The organism is Shewanella sp. FeAMO (assembly GCF_053653955.1).
Map to the genome: position 1 here is coordinate 4877994 of NZ_CM132201.1, position 18349 is coordinate 4896342.

Below are 18349 nucleotides of genomic sequence, written 5' to 3' on the forward strand. Positions count from 1 at the left end.
AACATTCTTGCCCATGGCACTGACCCGCAAACAGTGGAATAACATCATTATTCTGGCCTCCATTCTGATGGTGTCGGTACTGACCTTGCTGGATAAACGCATGAACTCGGTACCCGATACCCGCGAGCTGTTTGACAACAATACTGAACTGCAGCAGTTGCAACTGGGCGGGATCTGGTTGGCACAGGCCGCCAATGGCCAATGGCAGTGTGATCCCAAGGTGCTCAATTGCGCCGACTGGAGTCAAGCCTGGCTCAGTATTCGGGTATCACCATTAGCCAGTAAGCCTGAACTCACCCAAGATGAGCGGCCACGAGAGTTGCTGTTGAAAGTCAGCGGCGCTGCCGAGCCACAACTTTGGCTGTTCTACCCCCATCAGGGACTGCTTAAATCTGCCGCCGGGAACTGGTATCTTATTCCCCCTAGCCTCAGAAGTGGTGTTATACCTCTGCTGAGTGTATCCACAAGCTGATAGAGCAGAAAGCCTTATGCCAGAATTGCCGGAAGTGGAAGTGACCCGCCTCGGGGTTGCGCCGTATCTTGTTGATCAAACTGTCAGTAACCTTATCGTTCGTAATCCTTCACTGCGTTGGCCGGTACCCGAAACGGCCCGCAATATCATAGGACAGACCATCAGAGCCGTGCGCCGCCGCGCCAAATACCTACTGCTGGATACAGATGCAGGTACCTGCATAGTGCATCTGGGGATGTCCGGCAGCCTGCGGATTTTGCCCCGTAGCACACCGGCGGAGAAACACGATCATATAGATCTGGAGCTGGAAAACGGCCGGGTGCTGAGGTTCAACGATCCGCGCAGATTCGGTGCCTGGCTCTGGTGCGAGTTGCCGGAAACGGCACATCCGCTGCTGGCCAAACTGGGCCCCGAACCTTTAACGGATGCCTTCAATGTCGAGCAACTGCGAGCGGCACTCAAGAGCAAAAAGAAGGCGATAAAACTTTGTCTGATGGACAATGCCATTGTGGTGGGTGTCGGTAATATCTATGCCAACGAAGCCCTGTTTGCCGCCGGGATCCACCCGCAGGCCGAGGCCGGTAAAGTAGATAAAGAGCGGCTGACAGTGCTGGTCGCCGAGATAAAGCTGATCCTGGCTCAGGCCATCAAACAGGGCGGCACCACACTGAAAGATTTCACCAATGCCGAAGGTAAACCGGGTTACTTTGCCCAGAAGCTGCACGTCTATGGCCGCGGTGGGGAAACCTGTACCCAATGTGGCCATATGTTATCCGAAATACGCCTGGGACAGCGCACCACAGTGTTTTGCAGCCTGTGCCAAACGCGCTGACTCAAGACTATTCCCGCATCCACTGTCCCGGATGCGGCGTGTAGTAACTGACCATGGTCTTGGGTGCCTGACACTCGGGTAAACTCGCCGATGCCGCCAGCAAATACCAATCTTGCCTGTGAGCCGAGCCCATGTTCTGACCCTTACTCAAATCAAAGCATTCAAGGGTTACCCACCCAGGAACCAGGAGATAACGTTGTTTACCTTGTTGCAGCCACTGCCAGGCCCGGCGCTCCTGCTCGGCGGTGGATGCCAAATAGCTAAAATGGGTAATACTTATGGGAGAAAACAGAATAAACTGCTCCTTGAAGCGGATCAGCCCAAGCTCGGCTTCCTCACCTATCACCTCGGCAGTATGCTGCATCAAGGCCTTGGGAGTACGTATTTCATCGAGTAAAAGATAGCCCCAGGTACTGACCAGAAGCCATCCCAGGATAGTTACAGCGCCAGCCCTGAACAGCGAAGGCTGCTTCCTTAACCACCAAATCAAAATTAGCCAGGAGGAACCGAGCACCATAAACAGATAGCCGATACCTGTGAGATCATCGGTATAGTCCGCCAACCTCTCGAGCAATTTGGGATGGTGCAGCAATGCCAGCACGCCTAAAGTCAGCAGCAAGCCCCCCAACAACCACAGCAAGGCGGAAACCAAGCGCTCAAACCACAGACACAAGTGTGCCTTCTGCAGTGCAGCCGCAATGGCCAGCGCGGCCATAGGCAGTGCCGGCAAAATATAGAGGTTGCGCTTGCCGGGGCTGATACTGAAAAATACCACCACCAACAAGACCCATAACAGCAAGACGGCAATGCCTGGATCTGCCTTAATAGCTGCCCAGAGTCGCTTTCCGTAAGCCAATGCCAATAAAGGCAGTGGGAACCAGAGCCAGGGAATGACACTGAAAACAAAGAAATACCAAGGCTTGATATGATCCCAGGCATTAACGTAACGCTCACCCGTCTGCTTAAACAGAATATTGTTCATGTAAGCCAGGTGCTCCGGGCTCGCGGATGCTTGAACCGTCAGTATCATGGGAACCAACCAGAGCACAATTACGGCTAGCATAACAACCGGCCCCAATAGCGCCCGCCAGCGCCAGCTCTCTCGCCATAAGCCTCGTTGCCAGCTGTAAAATGCCAACGGCAACAGCAACAGCAGAGGCAGAAAGCCAACCCCCTTGGTGATAACCCCCAACCCCATAAAGCCCCAGGCGGCGAAATACCAGCCCCAACTCGGCCCTTTGAGGAAATGGCGCAATAGACCATAACACCCTAAAGTAACCCAGCACATCACCATGGCATCTATCTGGGCATTCTTGGCCTGCATCAAAAATTGCGGCACCAATAGCAGCAGCAGAGCGGCATTGCGCCCGGTGCGAACATTCCAAAGTCTGGCGCCCAGATCGTAGACCAGCATCACTGTCAACAAACCACACAGAGCATTGGGCAGCAAGAAAGCCAGCTTGAGATCACCAATCAAGGCGTAGCAAAGTGCTATGGCCCACATGAAAACCGGCGGTTTATCAGGATAAAATTCGCCGCCGCGACTGGGAAACAACCACTGACCGCTACTGACCATTTCTCTGGCGACTTCGACAAATCTGGGTTCGTCAGCAGGCCAGGGAGAGCGGAATCCAATTCCCAGCAACATAATAAACAGGGTCAGCCAGAACAATGCCCAAAACACCCTGGTGTAACTATCACTGTCAAAGTAGCTACGCAGCCAATTCATCAAAGCTCCTGTTTATCTGTGACCAAATCATCCACCTGACGACTCAGGCGATTACGGTAAAGGTAAGTTCCTATAAAGCTGGAAAGCAGCAAGAGCACCAGACTGATGCCAAGTTGATACTGATCAGACAAACCCAAACCGGCCCCGGCATAGGCAAAGATCAGCATCTGCGGTAAATAACCAATGAAACTGCCAAGCAAAAAACCGCCGACAGGAACCCGGGTTGCCCCGGCGAAAAGATTAGTCAACAGGTTACTGCCCACAGGTAACAGCCTGATCATTAATACTTTGAGCCAGGTGCGATGGATGATCATCCGTTCAAAACGTTGCAGCCGTATACCAAAACGTTTTTGCAAGAATTCGCGTACCGTCAAGCGGGCGCAGTAAAAGCTGAGAAGGCAACCCGCCAAGGCGGCAAAAGTAGAAAACAGGGCGCCAACAGCCCCCCCCAGAGCAAAACCGAAGACAAAGGCAATGATCTGTCTCGGGCCGCCCACTGCGGTAAACAGGGTGCCCACAGCAAACAGTAACGCCAGTCCACCACTCCCTTGGCGCTGAATATAGTTGGCAACCCAATTACTGTCGGTGAGATGCTCAAACCAGCCTGCCTGAACGGCCAACATCAGCCCAAGCAAGACAGAGAGCAACAACAGTGTCTTTAGCAAACGCTTCAACTTAATCCCGGCGGCTGTGTTCAATGCTGTCTATCTCGGCAATTTTGGCCCGGCGGATCAACCACATCACCCCCAAGATGTCGACGATTCCCACCCAGAGTCGATTCCAGGCAGTATATTTTGAAATACCGGCTTGTCTGTCTCTGTGATTAACCACGGAAATGCGCACATCTCCCCCCATGCGGCGGATAAGCGCCGGAATATACCTGTGCATATGGTTGAAATAGGGAAGTTTCAGAAAACTGGCTCGTGGAAACAGTTTAAGGCCACAGCCGGTATCCGGAACGCCATCGTGCAACAAAGCATCGCGTACCCGGTTGGCAAAACGGGATTGAAAGCGTTTCCAAGCTGTGTCTTTACGGTGTTTTCGATAACCTGCGATACAAAAATCAGCACTGCTCATTTGCGGGATAAGCCGGATCATAGCGGGGATATCGGCAGGATCATTCTGCCCATCGGCGTCCAGGGTCACTATATATTCCCCCTTGGCCTCGCGCACTCCCGTGCAGATAGCCGTGCTCTGGCCTGTACTGCGTTTATGACGGATAACTCTGGCATCACAGCCATTTTGCTCTGCGGTTTGTAACACTTCTTCAGCAGTGTTATCGCTGCTGCCATCATCCACAACCAGAATTTCAAATGGAATTGTACTTGCCAAGGCCTGACAGATTTCGTTAATGAGAGGGCCTATATTGCCGGCTTCGTCTTTGGCGGGTATTACGACTGAAATCAAAAATAAGCTCCCGGGATACTGACCTAAAAACAGTTCAAGCCTATGAAACATAGGCTTGAACTGCAGCATAGAAGTCGTTTCTTAAGGCTAAATTATGTCAACGCTGCTTTTTACGCAACCATCAAAACCAACATTGATAACATTCCGATTACAGGCATAAAAAAAGCCGGCTAAGCCGGCTTGGGGAAGGTGTTATTGCTCAGAATCTGTATTCGTAACTGCCAAATAGGCTGGCATCGGTATCGTTATCAGTATCGAATTCCGAACGGGAAGCGGTTCCCCCAAAAGTCATCATTCCCTTCAGCAAGGGCATTCGATAGCTGAGCTCCAACATCAATAGGTCTTCCTTGGCAGGCTGAGGTGCCCAACCATGAGCAGGAGACTTGCCGTCTTTATTGAGTTGAGCATAGCGCAGGTAAGCGTTGATGCCGTGGCTGTCGGCAAATTGCCCCACCAAGCCCAACACATAAACCTTGGCATCGCTGTCATAGGTGGAGCCCAAAGAACGTTGATAGTAACGTGAACCACTCAGGTAAGTGCTATGTTCATAGAAACAGTTAAACACATTAGGGTCGCTGCCACAGGCTACCATTGTATCCGTATACTCGAAGAACAGCTTATATTGTTGCTGCGCCAGGTTGAAGCGGGTATCAGCACCCACCAGCATGGCACAGTCGGCAATCTGCCATGGCGCCGAACCGCTGGAGTCTTCACAGGTGCGCTCCAGATAAAGGCCGAAAGGCACGTTAAACAGAGTGTCGGCATAACGAATATCGAAGCCCGCCATCTGGTTGCCCACCTTGGAATTCATAGAAGGGTCGCAGCTAGCTTCTCCATCGGCACACTCGGTCCCCCCTGAAATAGCATCCCAGAACGAACTAAGATCACAATCCTGGCCTTCACCACAAAATTGCGTGGTCCAGGAAAGGCCTATTTCCAACTGTTTGAAGGGTCTGACACTGCCGCGCATATTCCACAGCAGGGTATCTTCAATGGCCCTGTCGTCGTTCATCCAGCTGATGCCGGTAGTCAAGGTCCAGGGGCCAATCCAGGATAACCAAGGGGTTTCAAAGCCAGCGGCATTGTTGCGACTGAGCATCACAGACGGCATGGGCCTGGCATTATTTGATTTATGCAAGGCCGAATCAAACCCTGGGCCCCACCACTGCTGCACAGTGCCTGCGGTCACTATCCAATTGCCCAGTACCACAGCCATGTAGGAATCATCCAGACGGGCGTTCTCATCATCCTGAGCATCATATGCCCCGGTTCCTGCAACCTTGAAGGCAAAACGTTCTCCGACATATTCATAGGAGGCACTCAGTTGTCCCTCCTCACGATAGTCAGAACCAAAATGTTGAAACCTGGCAGCATCGGTTGCCGCCGTTGCCTTGATGGCCGCATTACCGCGACTGTCTATCGCCTGACGATAGTAAAAATTCACCCTGGAAAAGGCGTCGGTCAACGCCGGGGTCAGGGTGGCCGGCTCAACTTTGGCCAAGTCGGCACCGATACCTGCCCACATCAAGGGATAGGTATTGACCGGAACCGTGATTACCCCGGCATCGGCCAGCGCTTGTATATCGGCTCTTAAATAAATGTCAGAACTATCAACCCAAGGCGCCGCTTGACTCATAGTACTCATTCCCAGGCCAATGCCCAGTACCAAGCTTTTGTACAAAAAACTTCTCATTGAAATTAACTTCCTTGCTTTTTGATTCGGGTAACCAAGGCCTTGGCAACATCCGGATGAACAAATTGACTGACATCGCCCCCGTGCAGCGCGACTTCCTTGACCAAGGTCGATGAAATAAAAGAGTTTTCTTCTGCCGGAGTCAAAAAGACACTCTCCAGTTCAGGGTGGAGCCGACGATTCATATTGGCCAGTTGGAACTCATATTCGAAATCAGACACAGCGCGCAGCCCACGAACCAACACATTGGCACTCTGTTCTTTGGCAAAGTCCACCAGTAGCCCGGTAAAGCCAACCACCTCGACATTGTCCAGATGTGAGGTCACCTTGTTGAGCATGGCGACCCTTTCTTCCAGAGTAAAACAAGGCTGCTTCGATGGACTGGCCGCCACACCTATCACCAAGTGAGAAAATAGCGCAGCGGCACGTTGGATAAGATCCGTATGCCCATTGGTGACAGGGTCGAATGTTCCGGGATAGATGGCTTTCGTGTACATGACTCTCTGCCCTAAGTTGATGGTGTAATCGCGCCTAGTTTACCGAGTTCTCTCCCAGGATTGAACCATTGACATCGAATCGGTGTGGTTAATCCTTAACAACGGTTGTACCCAGGAGAGTCTGAGTTCAAGGCATTTAGCGACCCATGCAAATCTTTCAGACGAAACCTGATTATGAAAGACGAAAACACAGATCTATGGAGTTTAAATTGGTATACTGACACGCCTTTTTTCGTGAGTGATCCATTGATGTTCGCGAGGATGTAGACATCAATGGACCACTTAAGTTTTTACAATGAGTTGATTTTTTCATATGTTAAAAAGAGTATTGGTCATCAAACACGATAAAATTGGCGACTTTGTCCTCATGTGGCCTGCACTGTATTTACTCAGGCATGCTTTACCGCAAGCCAGTATTGAAATGTTTGTCTCTCCAGCCGTAAAGCCATTTGCTGAAGTATGCCCTTATGTTGACCATGTCATTGTCGATAACGGCAATGACGAAGAGATTGGCGAAGCCATCACCGCCAGGCAATATGACGCAATTCTCATCTCTCAATCCGAATACCGTATCTACAAAATCTTACGTCACATAGATGTTGCCTATAAACTCGCTCCTAAGCATAACTGGTACCAATATCTCTATAAACATAGAGCCAACGTTCAGTATCGTAAGGGAGAGCCCTGTTGGCGTGGAGCTTGCCTACTGGTAGAGCACTTCCTTAATCACTTTGGATACAGTATCCCAGCACTTCCCAAACAATATTGGGATAAGCAAGCCGTGCGAGACAAATGGCAAGCCTATTACGAACATTCTGCAGGTGAAAAGTTAATCTTTGCTCATCCGGGTACAGGCGGGTCATCCGGTGCGCTCGCCCCAAAGGACTTTGCCTACCTATTAACACAGATAAACGCCAATACTAAAATCGACTGTAAGTTTGTACTCACCTTCAACGGTGACGAAGAAGCATTAGCGCAAATAATCAATAAAGATTTACAAGCTAATGGAGTCAAAGTGGTAATGGCTAAACCTTTAGCCGGCCTTGCCGACTTTGCCGAATCACTGGTCGCTGCCGACATGTTTATCGCAGGTTCAACAGGCCCTTTACATATCGCAGGGCTTCATGATGTGCCAACTGTAGGGTTTTACGCTGGGAGGCGTTCAGCGCCCAAGATTCGCTGGCAAACTTTGACCCAGAGCCACAAGCGTCTAGCCTTTACTCCACCGATAGGCAAAAAAACTGGCCGAAATATGGCACTAATCGATTTTGACGCTGCGGCACAGGAAATTGCACAGTTTCTAGATACCTTTTATGGTGAGCCCCAACCACTCACCTCGGATTTATAACATTTAGCGACTCAAAATTGATATGAGTCACACGAAAATTGGAAAATACTTATGATAGTAGTCACAGGTGCCGCAGGCTTTATTGGAAGCAACTTAGTTAAAGCGCTCAATAACTTAGGACGTAGTGATATTATTGCCGTAGATGACCTGACCGACGGCACCAAGATGTTTAATCTCGCCGACTGTGAAATCGCCGATTATCTGGATAAAGCAGACTTCATCGAACAGATAACCCAAGGACAATTCGATAACAAGGTTGAAGTGATCTTCCATCAAGGCGCCTGTTCGTCGACCACAGAGTGGGACGGCAAGTTTATGATGGCTAACAACTACGAGTATTCCAAAACCCTGCTCCACTTTTGTGAGCGTACCGGCAGCCAGTTTATCTATGCATCTTCGGCCTCTGTTTACGGCGGCAGCGATAAGTTTGTCGAGCAGCGGGAGCTGGAAAAGCCGCTCAACGTCTATGCCTACTCCAAGTTCCTCTTCGATCAATATGTCAGGCAACATAGCTTCACGACTCAAGTGGCCGGACTACGTTACTTCAACGTTTATGGACCAAGAGAACAACATAAGGGCGGCATGGCTAGCGTAGCCTTCCACTTCAACAATCAGATCAAGGCGAATGGCATCTGCCGCCTATTTCAGGGCCACGACGGCTTCGAAGATGGTAAACAACTGAGAGACTTCGTGTATGTCGAAGATGTAGTCAAGGTCAACCTCTGGCTATGGCAAAATCCGAGTGTCTCAGGGGTGTACAACTGTGGTACGGGTCAAGCACAGAGCTTCAACGATGTGGCCAATGCGGTGATCGCTTATCACGGTAAGGGGGAAATCGAATATATTCCTTTCCCGGATAAGCTCAAAGGCGCCTATCAAAGCTATACCCAGGCGGATCTCACTCGGCTTAGGGCTGCTGGATATACTCAGGCCTTTAAAACAGTCGAGCAAGGAGTACCCGAGTATCTGGACTGGCTGGCCGCGCAACACTTTATCGGTCAGTAATTAAGCCTTGAGGAGCCCATTTGTAATGAAAGACAATCAATTGAAAACAGCTATTTTTACGCTTGCTATTGGTGATGAAAATCCCATGTACCGTGCCGCGTTACTCAGTTTCGAAAGATATGCCGAAAAAGTCGGTGCTGATCTTATCGTTTCAAAGGAGCTCCATTACCCAATCACCATCACAAATCCAAAACATACCGCCAGCCCTGCATGGACAGAGAAGTTATATATCAAGGAGTTATTGAAAAAATACGATAGGGTACTGTACCTGGATGCCGATATCATTATTACTCCAGATGCTGACAACATTTTTGAAGTTTATAATGAACTAGATACTATTTATCTATTTAATGAAGGACAGTTGCTAGAACGTCAACCTGTGATAGACAAAATCTCTGCGATCATGGGTGAAATAAAAGACTGGCCAAAAGAAAATGGACGCCCTGTCTACTATAACCTAGGCTGCATGCTAATTTCACGCCAATGTCCGGTATTTGATATTGCCTCATTATCTGATCTTCAGAAACTTTGTAATCACATAAAGTACTATGAACAAACTTATGTAAATTACCTGATACAACGTGATAAGCTCAAAAATAAAAGCATATCTTCACGGTTTAACCGCATGGATGTTTTAGGGGCAGAAAATTATAAACAAGCCAGCTTCATCCATTATGCTGGTAGAGGCTATACTAACTCTTCTTTAAAACGTGAAGTCAGATTTGTAAACGACTTCTGCGACATATTTGCTAACCAAATAGATGCTGACATTTTAAAAGAAATAAAAAGTGACGGCTGGGACTTGTTTATCGACAAAGCACATAAGCGTTATAAGCTACCGAGAACGATCATCAGTGCCTTGGCTAAAGCCTTCGTCACCATTTAAGGAAATAGCTAAAACTCATGATGAAGTATAAGGTTTTCGTTATCAATCTAGCCCGCTCTACTGAGCGGATGGCCCGTATTTCCGAGCAACTCAATCGTGTTGGAGTCCCCTTCGAACGCATAGAAGGTGTTGATGGCAACCTACTAACAGATGAAGAAATTGAACAGGTTTCTCCTGCCAAATTAGTGCAAAAAAACTATTACAGGGCGCTAAGTAAAGGAGAGGTCGGTTGCAGTCTTAGCCACAAAAAAGCATGGCAAAAAATTATCGATGATGACTTGGATTTTGCCTTCATCCTTGAGGATGACATCTACCTAGAAGACAATTTCTCCGAAGTGGTCGACTTAATGCGAAACCTACCCACAAAAGAATGGGATTTCATTAAGCTTTATCCACTCCGCAAAGGTGGCCAGAGTAATATTAGGAATGCTTATACTTACCATAAGCACAAATTTATTAGCTATCATAAGTTTCCAATTAGCGCTGTAGCACAGGTAGTGAGTAAAAAAGGAGCGAAAGCACTTATCAAAAACATGCCTTATGTGGTACAGCCAGTTGATGGGCACCTAAAATCCTGGTGGACGCTAGGTATTTATCCTTTTGGACTCATCCCATACTGCGTTTCAGTCGATCTGACGGGCCTATCGGACATCAACCCTCATGGGGGGCTTGAAAAGATGAAGCAACGTAAATTAACCAAGCTATATCTTAACTGGCAACGTGCCCTGGCGCGGCTTTTTGCAACGCCTAAGCTTGACAAAAAATTCACACAGTTTACCAACTATCTAAAATAGAGATTCTTGTGTCTGTCATAATTGAACATTCAAGCATACTGAAAGCTAAACGTGTCTTGTACATGACACACTTGGCCATTGGTGACTTTGTCTACCAAGGTGTTTGGTTACGCGCCTTTAAAGCAAAATACCCTCATCTTAGTATCGATATCTGGTTTGATGACTGTCGCAGTAAGCCCCACGATTGGGCCAAAGGCCGCAACAAAATTCTATCGGAATGGATAAATGCAATAGGGGATTTCGACGACGTCTATCCCATAGTGAGCAATTTGAATCAACGTCAAGCAGCAATCCAAGCCGCTCGAGAAAAAAACTACGATATCATCATTTTCGTAGGGAAGAATCGTAGCGAACAATTTGCAAAGATTGCACGTCAAATCTCATCGACAGCCGTAGTTGTCGCCACCATGAACTACACCCTAAGAAATCTATTTAGCAGTAAAATCCATGCTGGCAAACTCGATGGTATTCTCAACTACCGTGATATAGCTAAAAAAAGCTCACATGTTACAGAGTTCTATGGTCATTGCTTTAATCAATTTCTAGGATTAGATACCAAAGATCTCATTAACGGCAACAAACAACTCGATATTAATATTAGTCCAGAATATCAATCTAGTGTCCAACCCGTGATAACCTCACTCACACAGGGTGACTCAAATAAACTCATTATTTTTATCAATCATCTCTCAACGGCGACGAAAAAAGACTACCCTTGGCCTCAAGTGAAACAACTGATCCAGCTGCTGAATTCAAAATATGCCAACCTGGTATTCATAGTCAACACACCGCCAGATAAGCTTGAATCTGTCACTGCAGAGATAAGAGCAGATAGAGATTTAAATCCAAAACAGATCACGACTTTTACTGCACTGAATAATTTCTTTGAGCTTCCTGCTATCATAGGTCTTTGCGATCTAATTATAAGCGTAGATACAGCTACTGCTCATCTCGCTGTATGTATGTCTAAGCCTCAAGTAACTCTAATGGCCAGCGACTTTAAGCTCTGGCAACCACTGGGGGATAGCATCATCCTTGAAGGTACAGGTAAAGCAAGCTCTATTGCCCCACACCAAGTCGCAAATGCAGTGGAAAAGCAAATCCTAAACTTCTATGGTGAAACAGAAAAATTTCAGCCTTTAATCAACAATTGAGCATATGTTGAACATAAATCTAGGCAGGGAAAACTTTATAAAGCATTATTTATTAATGCTTTATATTTAGCCCACCAACAACGAGGCTGTAATATCAGGGCTTGTAAAACGATTAAACAAGCAAGAACTTAAGTAAGTAGGCTACAAGTAGTGAAAGTTCTATTCCATAACCCTTAAGAGGACTCACAGAGGCTCAGATAATCGGCAACAATTTTGTCGATAGTCACCTGCGTAAGGATCTGACTGTCGGCAAAAGGCGGATAATACTCCAAGGCTTGCTCCAACTTCTGACTTAAAGCCTTACTATCCCGTCTTGGCACCAGATATTTAGCCAATTCACCCGTTAAAATCTCATCAGGTCCATGGGGGCAGTCGGTACTGATCACAGGTGTGCCGCACAATAACCCCTCGACCAGGACATTACCAAAGCCTTCATAATCGGAACTTAGCACTAATAGGCGCGCCGCCTTTATCCAGGGAAAGGGGTTGGCCTGAAACCCGGGACAGATGATGCGATCGGCCACGCCGTATTTTCTGGCCAGTTTCATCGCCTTCTTGGGATTGTTACAAAGCAGCACCAGCGGCAAAGGCTTATGCATCTTGGCAAGAGCCTGAAATAGTATGTCATGACGTTTTTGCCGTGCGACACGACCAACATGGATCAGATAGTCCCCCTTGGGAATATCCGGGTGTTCCTCTGCAGCCTTTGCCCTTATCGCTTCTATATCGAATGGATTATATATAGTACGCATACTGCGGGGAGAAATTCGCCCGCTCTGGCGAATTTCCTGAGCGATCCCCTTGGAGACTGTGATCAACGCCTGGCCGTTCAGTGCCAGCTTGGTTCTGAGCATTGCAAGGTAAGCTAATAGTCCGAGTTTACGCTCACGCTTCAACTCCTCTTCAATAGAGTTATGCACCACAATATAGAGCGGTGATACGCCGGCACGAGTTAGCAATAAATTGCTCTTGTCCAAATTAGACAAAATAAGGTCAAAACCACCATAAGTCTGTTCGAGTTCATCGAACCATTGCTTTACCCTGGCAACCGAGCGACCCAACCGCCACCAGGCAATGATATGCCGCTCACCTTCATCGAAGCAGACATGCAAGGGAATTTCCTCAGGGACTGCATAATCATAATGAGGGGTCAGCACCAAAAGATGCGGCTCATGTCCCAAACGTTTCAGTTCAGTCGCCAGGGTTAAGACTATCTTCTCTGCACCGCCACCGGCGAGGCTGTCTATAGCTAAGCCGATCCGTTTACTACTCATAATCAAGCCCCAATAGTCGCGCAATCTCCATTATGCAGATATCCAACCCCTTGGCCTCCCCCTCTTTATCCATATTGGCAACTAACTGCGCTACAGTTTGTGGTTCCAACAGGCGCTGTACCTGAGTACACATGGTATCGGTCTCGATATCGCTGCTGATGGCTAAGCCCCGCTGCACACAGCTATCAATCCGCTTGGGTTGATCCTTGGAAACAGCCACAGCCAACGTTGGCACCTTAAGAGCTATCGCCTGCAGCAGGGTATCGCCACCGCTTAGCACAGCGCCCACTGCGCCATCAAGCAGGTTGATAAACTCCACGCTGGAGAGCCGATCTATACTCACTACACCCTCTAACCTAGGCAGAGGTTTAGGATAATTAGGGCCAAACACCATGACGCTGGGTATTCCCATCTTTTGATAACAGATCTGCGCCACTTGGGCAAAACGCTCAGCCGCCAGAGTTGCGCCGACATAATGACCGCCAGAACCTGCGCTATAGAGGAGATAGCCCTTGGGATTTAAGCTATATTCTTGCTGCAACTGCTGTTGCAACACTTTATCGGGTCGAGCGAAGATAGGACCGGTAAAGATGGGCTCGGCCCGCTTAATCAGGTTTAACTTAAAGCGATCGAAACGACTAATATCGCCAATCACAAACTCAGGCTGTACCACCCAATGACTGTCAGTGACCAATGCCCGCACAAGCTTCATGCCACGAGCACGTTTGCGTTTGTGTTGGCTGATAAAAACTACCTTGGCACCGCTGCGATAAGCATGTTTCAGCTGTGCCTTACGTCCTGCGGCATCGAAGACCACTAAATCAGGCTTTAACTTTGAGATCAGCTGGTTCACCTCTTTCACTCGCTTGGTGGGAGTGTCGTCAACCAGATGCGTTGGATAGGGGCAATACTTGGCATAGGGGGCGCGACTGTTAAGCACAAATTCAATCTGTGCTCCGGGCCAACGCTGCATGATCTCGTCGGCCACTATGGTGGAACGCATATATTCACCTATTCCCTCTTCACAGGAGACAGGTACAAACAGAAATTTTGGCGCCACGGACATCGACATTATCCCTAAAATAAAATGGAAAAACCCCATCCTCCCTCATTGCATCACTCAACTGATGTTTGTCAGCAGATGAGCCCATCAAGCCTGAAGCTTACCATTAATCAGAAGCTCCTTACTATTGACCGGAGTATTGTTGTGGATCGCTTGATTAAGTGCTTTCGCTTGCTGGCAACAGACGATCCAATTGGGCAATTACAGGAGCCACCGGGATCATCTCCATCAGATGCGCGCCTTTGGCGCGTGTACCCCAGGGAACCTCACCTGGATATTGCAAGGCAATTACCTCATCATAGACACTGACCACGCTATCCAAACAGGTATAAGGCCCAGTGCGTCCAGGATTGGAGTGGGCGTATAGGCCGATCACCAGTGTTCCTTGGGTTACAGCCATATGAGCAGGACCGGTATCCGGCGCCAGGACTATGCTCGCCTGTTTCAAAAGCGCCAAAAGCTGCGTCAGCGAAGTCTTACCCACCTGGTTTTCGATGCGCGCATCGCCATGTTCAAGAATGGCCTCGGCAAGCTGATACTCCATAGGAGCGGGACCGCCGCAAAGCAACACACGATACCCCTTTCCCAGCGCATGATTGGCTACTTGAGCATAACGTTCTGGCAACCAATTTCGCTCTGCCTTACTGGCGGCAGCGCAAATAATCAGTGCCTTATCCCCATCAGGGATCAACCGACGGGCAAACTCAGTATCGGCGGAGGGCACAGGAATGTTCCACTTAGGCTGAAGATCTGTCACCCCCAAAGCCTTAGCGAAGCCCATAAAGCCTTCCAATACATGGGGTGTGGCCAACGGAGCCACCTGTTCATTGGTCACCAACCATTGTCCCTCTTTGGCCCTGGCCCGGTCAAACCCTATGCGCACCTTGGCGGGGATCATCAATGAGGCTATGGTAGCCCGCAGCGCCACCTGCATGTGCAACAGCACATCGAAACGACGCCCCTTGAGCGCCCGCCGCAGATTGAAGTAACTCTTCCAGCCTTGGCCTTTGTCGAACACCACAAACTCCACCCTGGGCAGGTGTTTGAGCAGTTGATATTCTATCTTACCTATCACCCAGGTGATGGCCAGTTGCGGATACTGACGCTGAATCGCCTGCACCATGGCGACGGCATGGCAAACATCACCAATCGCCGACAGGCGCAGCAAGCAGAGAGATTGAATTTTCGCTGGGTCAAGACTCATGGACAGAATCGGCTTCTTGGGTGCAAACCCCAGATCTTAATGTAGAATAGACCCAGGTTCCAAGCTTATAACGAACAAATAGCCGATGCAGATTAAAAATACCGCCAAGGGTTGCCTGGCGCTGAGTCATGCCGCCCCACAAGCCCTGAATGAAACCTGGTTTGACGAGTCTTTTTGGCGGCAACAGCAAGCGATTGTCGGCTCATCCAAGGGGCGTTACACCACCTGGTTTGTCGAGCATGGGAAACAGCAGTGGGTATTGCGCCACTATTGGCGCGGCGGCCTGATGGAAAAGTTCAGCAAAGATGCCTACCTGTTCACCGGCGTCCCCAAGACCCGTGCTGTAGCAGAACTGGCGCTCTTGGAGCAACTCTTTGAAGAAGGTTTACCTGTGCCCGAGCCAATTGCCGCCAAAGTGGAACGCTTCGGTCTCTGGTATCGGGCCGACATTCTGATCCGCCGCATTCATGGTGCCGAGGATCTGGTGGCTCTGCTGCAAAAACAGGCCATGTCGCGCCCTCAGTGGCAACAACTCGGCGCCTTGATTGGCCGTTTCCATCAGCGTGGTGTCTACCATGCCGATCTCAACGCCAAGAATATTCTCAGCAGCGACCAGGGCTTTTATCTGATTGATTTTGACCGAGGAGAGCTGCGAACCCCGGCCGACGGTTGGCAACAGGCCAATCTCAGTAGGCTGTTGCGTTCCTTCAACAAAGAAAAACGCAAACAGCCCGAGCTGCAATTTAACGAAGATAACTGGCAGTGGCTACTGGAAGGCTACCGCGGCTCAGCTGACAACAAAGCCTGAGCCAACCGCAATTGCTTCTGCAGTGCTCCTCTGTTGCTGCTGACCACTTCCAAGCCGGCTTGGGCGGCACGATGTCTCGCGTTGCTGTCCTGCAACAGTGCCGTTATGCCACTCGCCAGCGAGGCGGCATCCTCAACTTGCAGCAAGGCCCCGGCATCTTGCAACATGCAGGTTATCTCGGCAAAGTCCCAATGATGGGGGCCGACAAAGACCGGCAAGCCCAAGGCCGCCGGCTCCAGCGGATTATGCCCGCCATTGGTAATCAAGGTGCCGCCGACAAAGGCCAGATCGCCGCAGGCATATAACCCCAGTAACTCCCCCATGGTATCCCCGAGCAGCACCTGAGTCCCGGCAGCTAGCTCATGACCACTGCTGCGCCGCACATAGGCAAACCCAGCCTGCTTGATTGCCGTGGCGGCATTATCGAACTGCTCCGGGTGTCTCGGTACCATGATCAACAAAGCCTCAGGCCACAGCGCCAGCAAGCGTTTATGGCACTCCAGCATGGCGGCAAACTCCCCAGGATGAACACTGCCGGCAACCCATACCGGGGACGGGGACGAGGCGCGCCCCCACAACTGCCTTTCGCCTCTGGCCTTAGTTATCTTGTGCTGATCCAGCTGCAGGTCGAACTTAAGGCTGCCGCACACACTCAACTTGTCGCTGGCAACGCCGAGAGCGATAAAGCGTTCGGCCTCGGCTTGAGTCTGCACGGCCACCTTATCCAGCAGTTGCAACATGGGCAGGCTAAGCCCGGCCCACTTTTGGTATTTGGCGGCCGACTTGGCCGACAACCTGGCATTGGCCAGCATGATGCCGGCACCCTGTTTTTTGGCCTGATGCAGTAAGTTGGGCCAGAGTTCAGTTTCCATCACAATCAGGTTTGCAGGCTTGAGCCTGTTTAGAAAACGCCGCACACACCAGGGAAGATCGAACGGCAGATAACAATGCTGCACTGTGTCACCAAATGCCTTATTCACCTCACGGGAACCTGTGGGACTGGTGGTCGTTACCGTGACAGATAGATCAGGGTTGGCTTGCATCAATGCCTTGATCAGCGGCACAGCTGCCAAGGTTTCCCCCATGGAAACAGTATGGATCAACAGGTCTGTCGGTTTGGCCTTGAACAAGCCGAATCGTTCACCCCACCGGCCACGGTAATCCGGGCTTTTCAAGGCCCTAAATGCCAGATACAGCAGTAAGAGTGGCGACAACAGATACAGCAAGAGTGAGTAACGACTAAGGTTCATTGGCGGGATAATTGAGTTTTGCCTGATGGATTGTCACAATGCTAGCATAATACCCGAAGCAGCATAACCAAGAGCCATTCGCCGGATTGCGGATGATGCCGCAACCATTTAGGACTCAGATGAAAACCCGCGATAAAATCATCCAGGCCAGCCTGGAACTCTTCAACGAACACGGCGAGCGCTCCATCACCACCAATCATATCGCGGCCCATCTGGGAATAAGCCCAGGCAATCTCTATTACCACTTCCGCAACAAGGAAGACATTATTCGTTGTATTTTCGACCAGTATGAAAATCATCTGGACCTGGGGTTTCAACCCTATGAAGACAGGCAAGTCGATGTCGAGTTATTGATTGGCTATTTCGATGCCATGTTTTATACCCTGTGGCAATTTCGCTTTATGTACGCCAACCTGGCCGACATCCTCAGCCGCGATGAGGCCTTGAAAAAGCGCTATCTGGAAGCCCAGCAAAAGGTGTTGACCCGCTCTAGTCACGTACTGCAACAGTTGTGTCAGGATGGCTTTCTGCAGCTGGAGCAAGACAAGATCTCCAGCCTGGCCGATACTATCAAGATGATAGTCAGCTTCTGGATCAGCTATCAGCTGACCCAATCCAGCATAGCCAATATCACCAAGTCTTCACTCTATGAAGGCCTGCTCAGGGTGCTGATGATCTTTAAATCCTACGCCACCCCCAGTTCCACCTCGACCTTCGAGCGTCTGGAGCAGCACTACCAAACTTTAGCCCACCAGCAAGACTAACCCTACTGTCTTTGGTCTTTGGCATCTGTCATTCAGATGCCTTTCTCCTTCTCGGATTCCCTAGTTTTTCTCATCTGAAATAAGCACTAGCCCTAATCTGATTTATCCCTGCCGACCCAGCTCAAAAAAGAGTGTTGAGCCATTGGCTTTAGGGTTAAAATGCCACCAC

The 18349-nt window shown here is 49.5% G+C and carries 18 protein-coding genes; 9 read left to right on the forward strand and 9 right to left on the reverse strand.

What is annotated here, in order from left to right; genetic code table 11:
• Nucleotides 1–13 precede the first annotated feature (13 nt).
• Together ACWAU4_RS21860 and mutM are read left to right on the forward strand one after the other, a co-directional pair.
• Nucleotides 14–472, forward strand: coding sequence for a hypothetical protein (locus tag ACWAU4_RS21860; RefSeq protein WP_454290388.1), 459 nt, complete (start codon nt 14–16; stop codon nt 470–472).
• A gap of 16 nt (nt 473–488) precedes the next feature.
• On the forward strand, nt 489–1304 hold the full coding sequence (gene mutM / locus ACWAU4_RS21865) for a bifunctional DNA-formamidopyrimidine glycosylase/DNA-(apurinic or apyrimidinic site) lyase (RefSeq protein ID WP_345851632.1): 816 nt from the start codon (nt 489–491) through the stop codon (nt 1302–1304).
• A 7-nt stretch (nt 1305–1311) separates the two neighbouring features.
• Here mutM and ACWAU4_RS21870 read toward each other — a convergent pair whose 3' ends face one another.
• From ACWAU4_RS21870 to coaD, 5 genes are all read right to left on the reverse strand, one after another.
• Nucleotides 1312–3033: an ArnT family glycosyltransferase gene (locus tag ACWAU4_RS21870; RefSeq protein WP_412486204.1), complete on the reverse strand. Its 1722-nt coding sequence runs from the start codon at nt 3031–3033 to the stop codon at nt 1312–1314.
• Entirely contained in the window at nt 3033–3707 is a 675-nt protein-coding gene (locus ACWAU4_RS21875; RefSeq protein WP_208143359.1) for a TVP38/TMEM64 family protein, read from the reverse strand. Before ACWAU4_RS21875 ends, ACWAU4_RS21870 begins: the two co-directional genes overlap by 1 nt.
• Before the next feature lies 1 nt (nt 3708).
• Entirely contained in the window at nt 3709–4440 is a 732-nt protein-coding gene (locus ACWAU4_RS21880) for a glycosyltransferase family 2 protein (RefSeq protein ID WP_117200940.1), read from the reverse strand.
• Between the two features lie 199 nt (nt 4441–4639).
• Nucleotides 4640–6133, reverse strand: coding sequence for a capsule assembly Wzi family protein (locus ACWAU4_RS21885; RefSeq protein WP_101053248.1), 1494 nt, complete (start codon nt 6131–6133; stop codon nt 4640–4642).
• 5 nt (nt 6134–6138) lie between these two features.
• Nucleotides 6139–6630: a pantetheine-phosphate adenylyltransferase gene (gene coaD, locus ACWAU4_RS21890; protein WP_101053250.1), complete on the reverse strand. Its 492-nt coding sequence runs from the start codon at nt 6628–6630 to the stop codon at nt 6139–6141.
• A 313-nt stretch (nt 6631–6943) separates the two neighbouring features.
• On the opposite strand from coaD, the gene ACWAU4_RS21895 reads away from it, so the two are divergent.
• The 5 genes from ACWAU4_RS21895 to ACWAU4_RS21915 are packed head-to-tail and all read left to right on the forward strand — an operon-like array spanning nt 6944 to nt 11817.
• Nucleotides 6944–7978: a glycosyltransferase family 9 protein gene (locus ACWAU4_RS21895; protein ID WP_101053252.1), complete on the forward strand. Its 1035-nt coding sequence runs from the start codon at nt 6944–6946 to the stop codon at nt 7976–7978.
• Nucleotides 7979–8029: 51 nt separating this feature from the next.
• A complete protein-coding gene (rfaD, locus tag ACWAU4_RS21900; RefSeq protein ID WP_101053254.1) occupies nt 8030–8983 on the forward strand; it encodes an ADP-glyceromanno-heptose 6-epimerase in 954 nt (317 codons plus the stop codon).
• 25 nt (nt 8984–9008) lie between these two features.
• Complete coding sequence (locus ACWAU4_RS21905; RefSeq protein WP_226565416.1) at nt 9009–9869, forward strand: glycosyltransferase; 861 nt, start codon at nt 9009–9011, stop codon at nt 9867–9869.
• A gap of 17 nt (nt 9870–9886) precedes the next feature.
• A complete protein-coding gene (locus ACWAU4_RS21910; RefSeq protein WP_101053256.1) occupies nt 9887–10663 on the forward strand; it encodes a glycosyltransferase family 25 protein in 777 nt (258 codons plus the stop codon).
• An 8-nt stretch (nt 10664–10671) separates the two neighbouring features.
• A complete protein-coding gene (locus tag ACWAU4_RS21915; RefSeq protein ID WP_101053258.1) occupies nt 10672–11817 on the forward strand; it encodes a glycosyltransferase family 9 protein in 1146 nt (381 codons plus the stop codon).
• Between the two features lie 173 nt (nt 11818–11990).
• On the opposite strand, the gene ACWAU4_RS21920 is transcribed toward ACWAU4_RS21915, so the two are convergent.
• From ACWAU4_RS21920 to ACWAU4_RS21930, 3 genes are all read right to left on the reverse strand, one after another.
• Complete coding sequence (locus tag ACWAU4_RS21920) at nt 11991–13091, reverse strand: glycosyltransferase (protein ID WP_101053260.1); 1101 nt, start codon at nt 13089–13091, stop codon at nt 11991–11993.
• Nucleotides 13084–14157 (reverse strand): glycosyltransferase family 9 protein, encoded by a 1074-nt coding sequence (locus tag ACWAU4_RS21925; protein WP_229839740.1) that lies wholly within the window; start codon nt 14155–14157, stop codon nt 13084–13086. The genes ACWAU4_RS21920 and ACWAU4_RS21925 overlap by 8 nt, the downstream gene beginning before the upstream one ends.
• A 154-nt stretch (nt 14158–14311) precedes the next feature.
• Nucleotides 14312–15358: a glycosyltransferase family 9 protein gene (locus tag ACWAU4_RS21930; protein WP_412486203.1), complete on the reverse strand. Its 1047-nt coding sequence runs from the start codon at nt 15356–15358 to the stop codon at nt 14312–14314.
• Between the two features lie 85 nt (nt 15359–15443).
• Here ACWAU4_RS21930 and ACWAU4_RS21935 point away from each other — a divergent pair, with 85 nt between their 5' ends.
• On the forward strand, nt 15444–16166 hold the full coding sequence (locus ACWAU4_RS21935; RefSeq protein WP_454290389.1) for a 3-deoxy-D-manno-octulosonic acid kinase: 723 nt from the start codon (nt 15444–15446) through the stop codon (nt 16164–16166).
• On the opposite strand, the gene waaA is transcribed toward ACWAU4_RS21935, so the two are convergent.
• Entirely contained in the window at nt 16136–17416 is a 1281-nt protein-coding gene (gene waaA, locus ACWAU4_RS21940) for a lipid IV(A) 3-deoxy-D-manno-octulosonic acid transferase (RefSeq protein WP_101053268.1), read from the reverse strand. The genes ACWAU4_RS21935 and waaA overlap by 31 nt on opposite strands.
• A gap of 119 nt (nt 17417–17535) precedes the next feature.
• Between waaA and ACWAU4_RS21945 the strand changes: the two genes are divergently transcribed.
• Entirely contained in the window at nt 17536–18180 is a 645-nt protein-coding gene (locus tag ACWAU4_RS21945; protein ID WP_454290390.1) for a TetR/AcrR family transcriptional regulator, read from the forward strand.
• Nucleotides 18181–18349 lie beyond the last annotated feature (169 nt).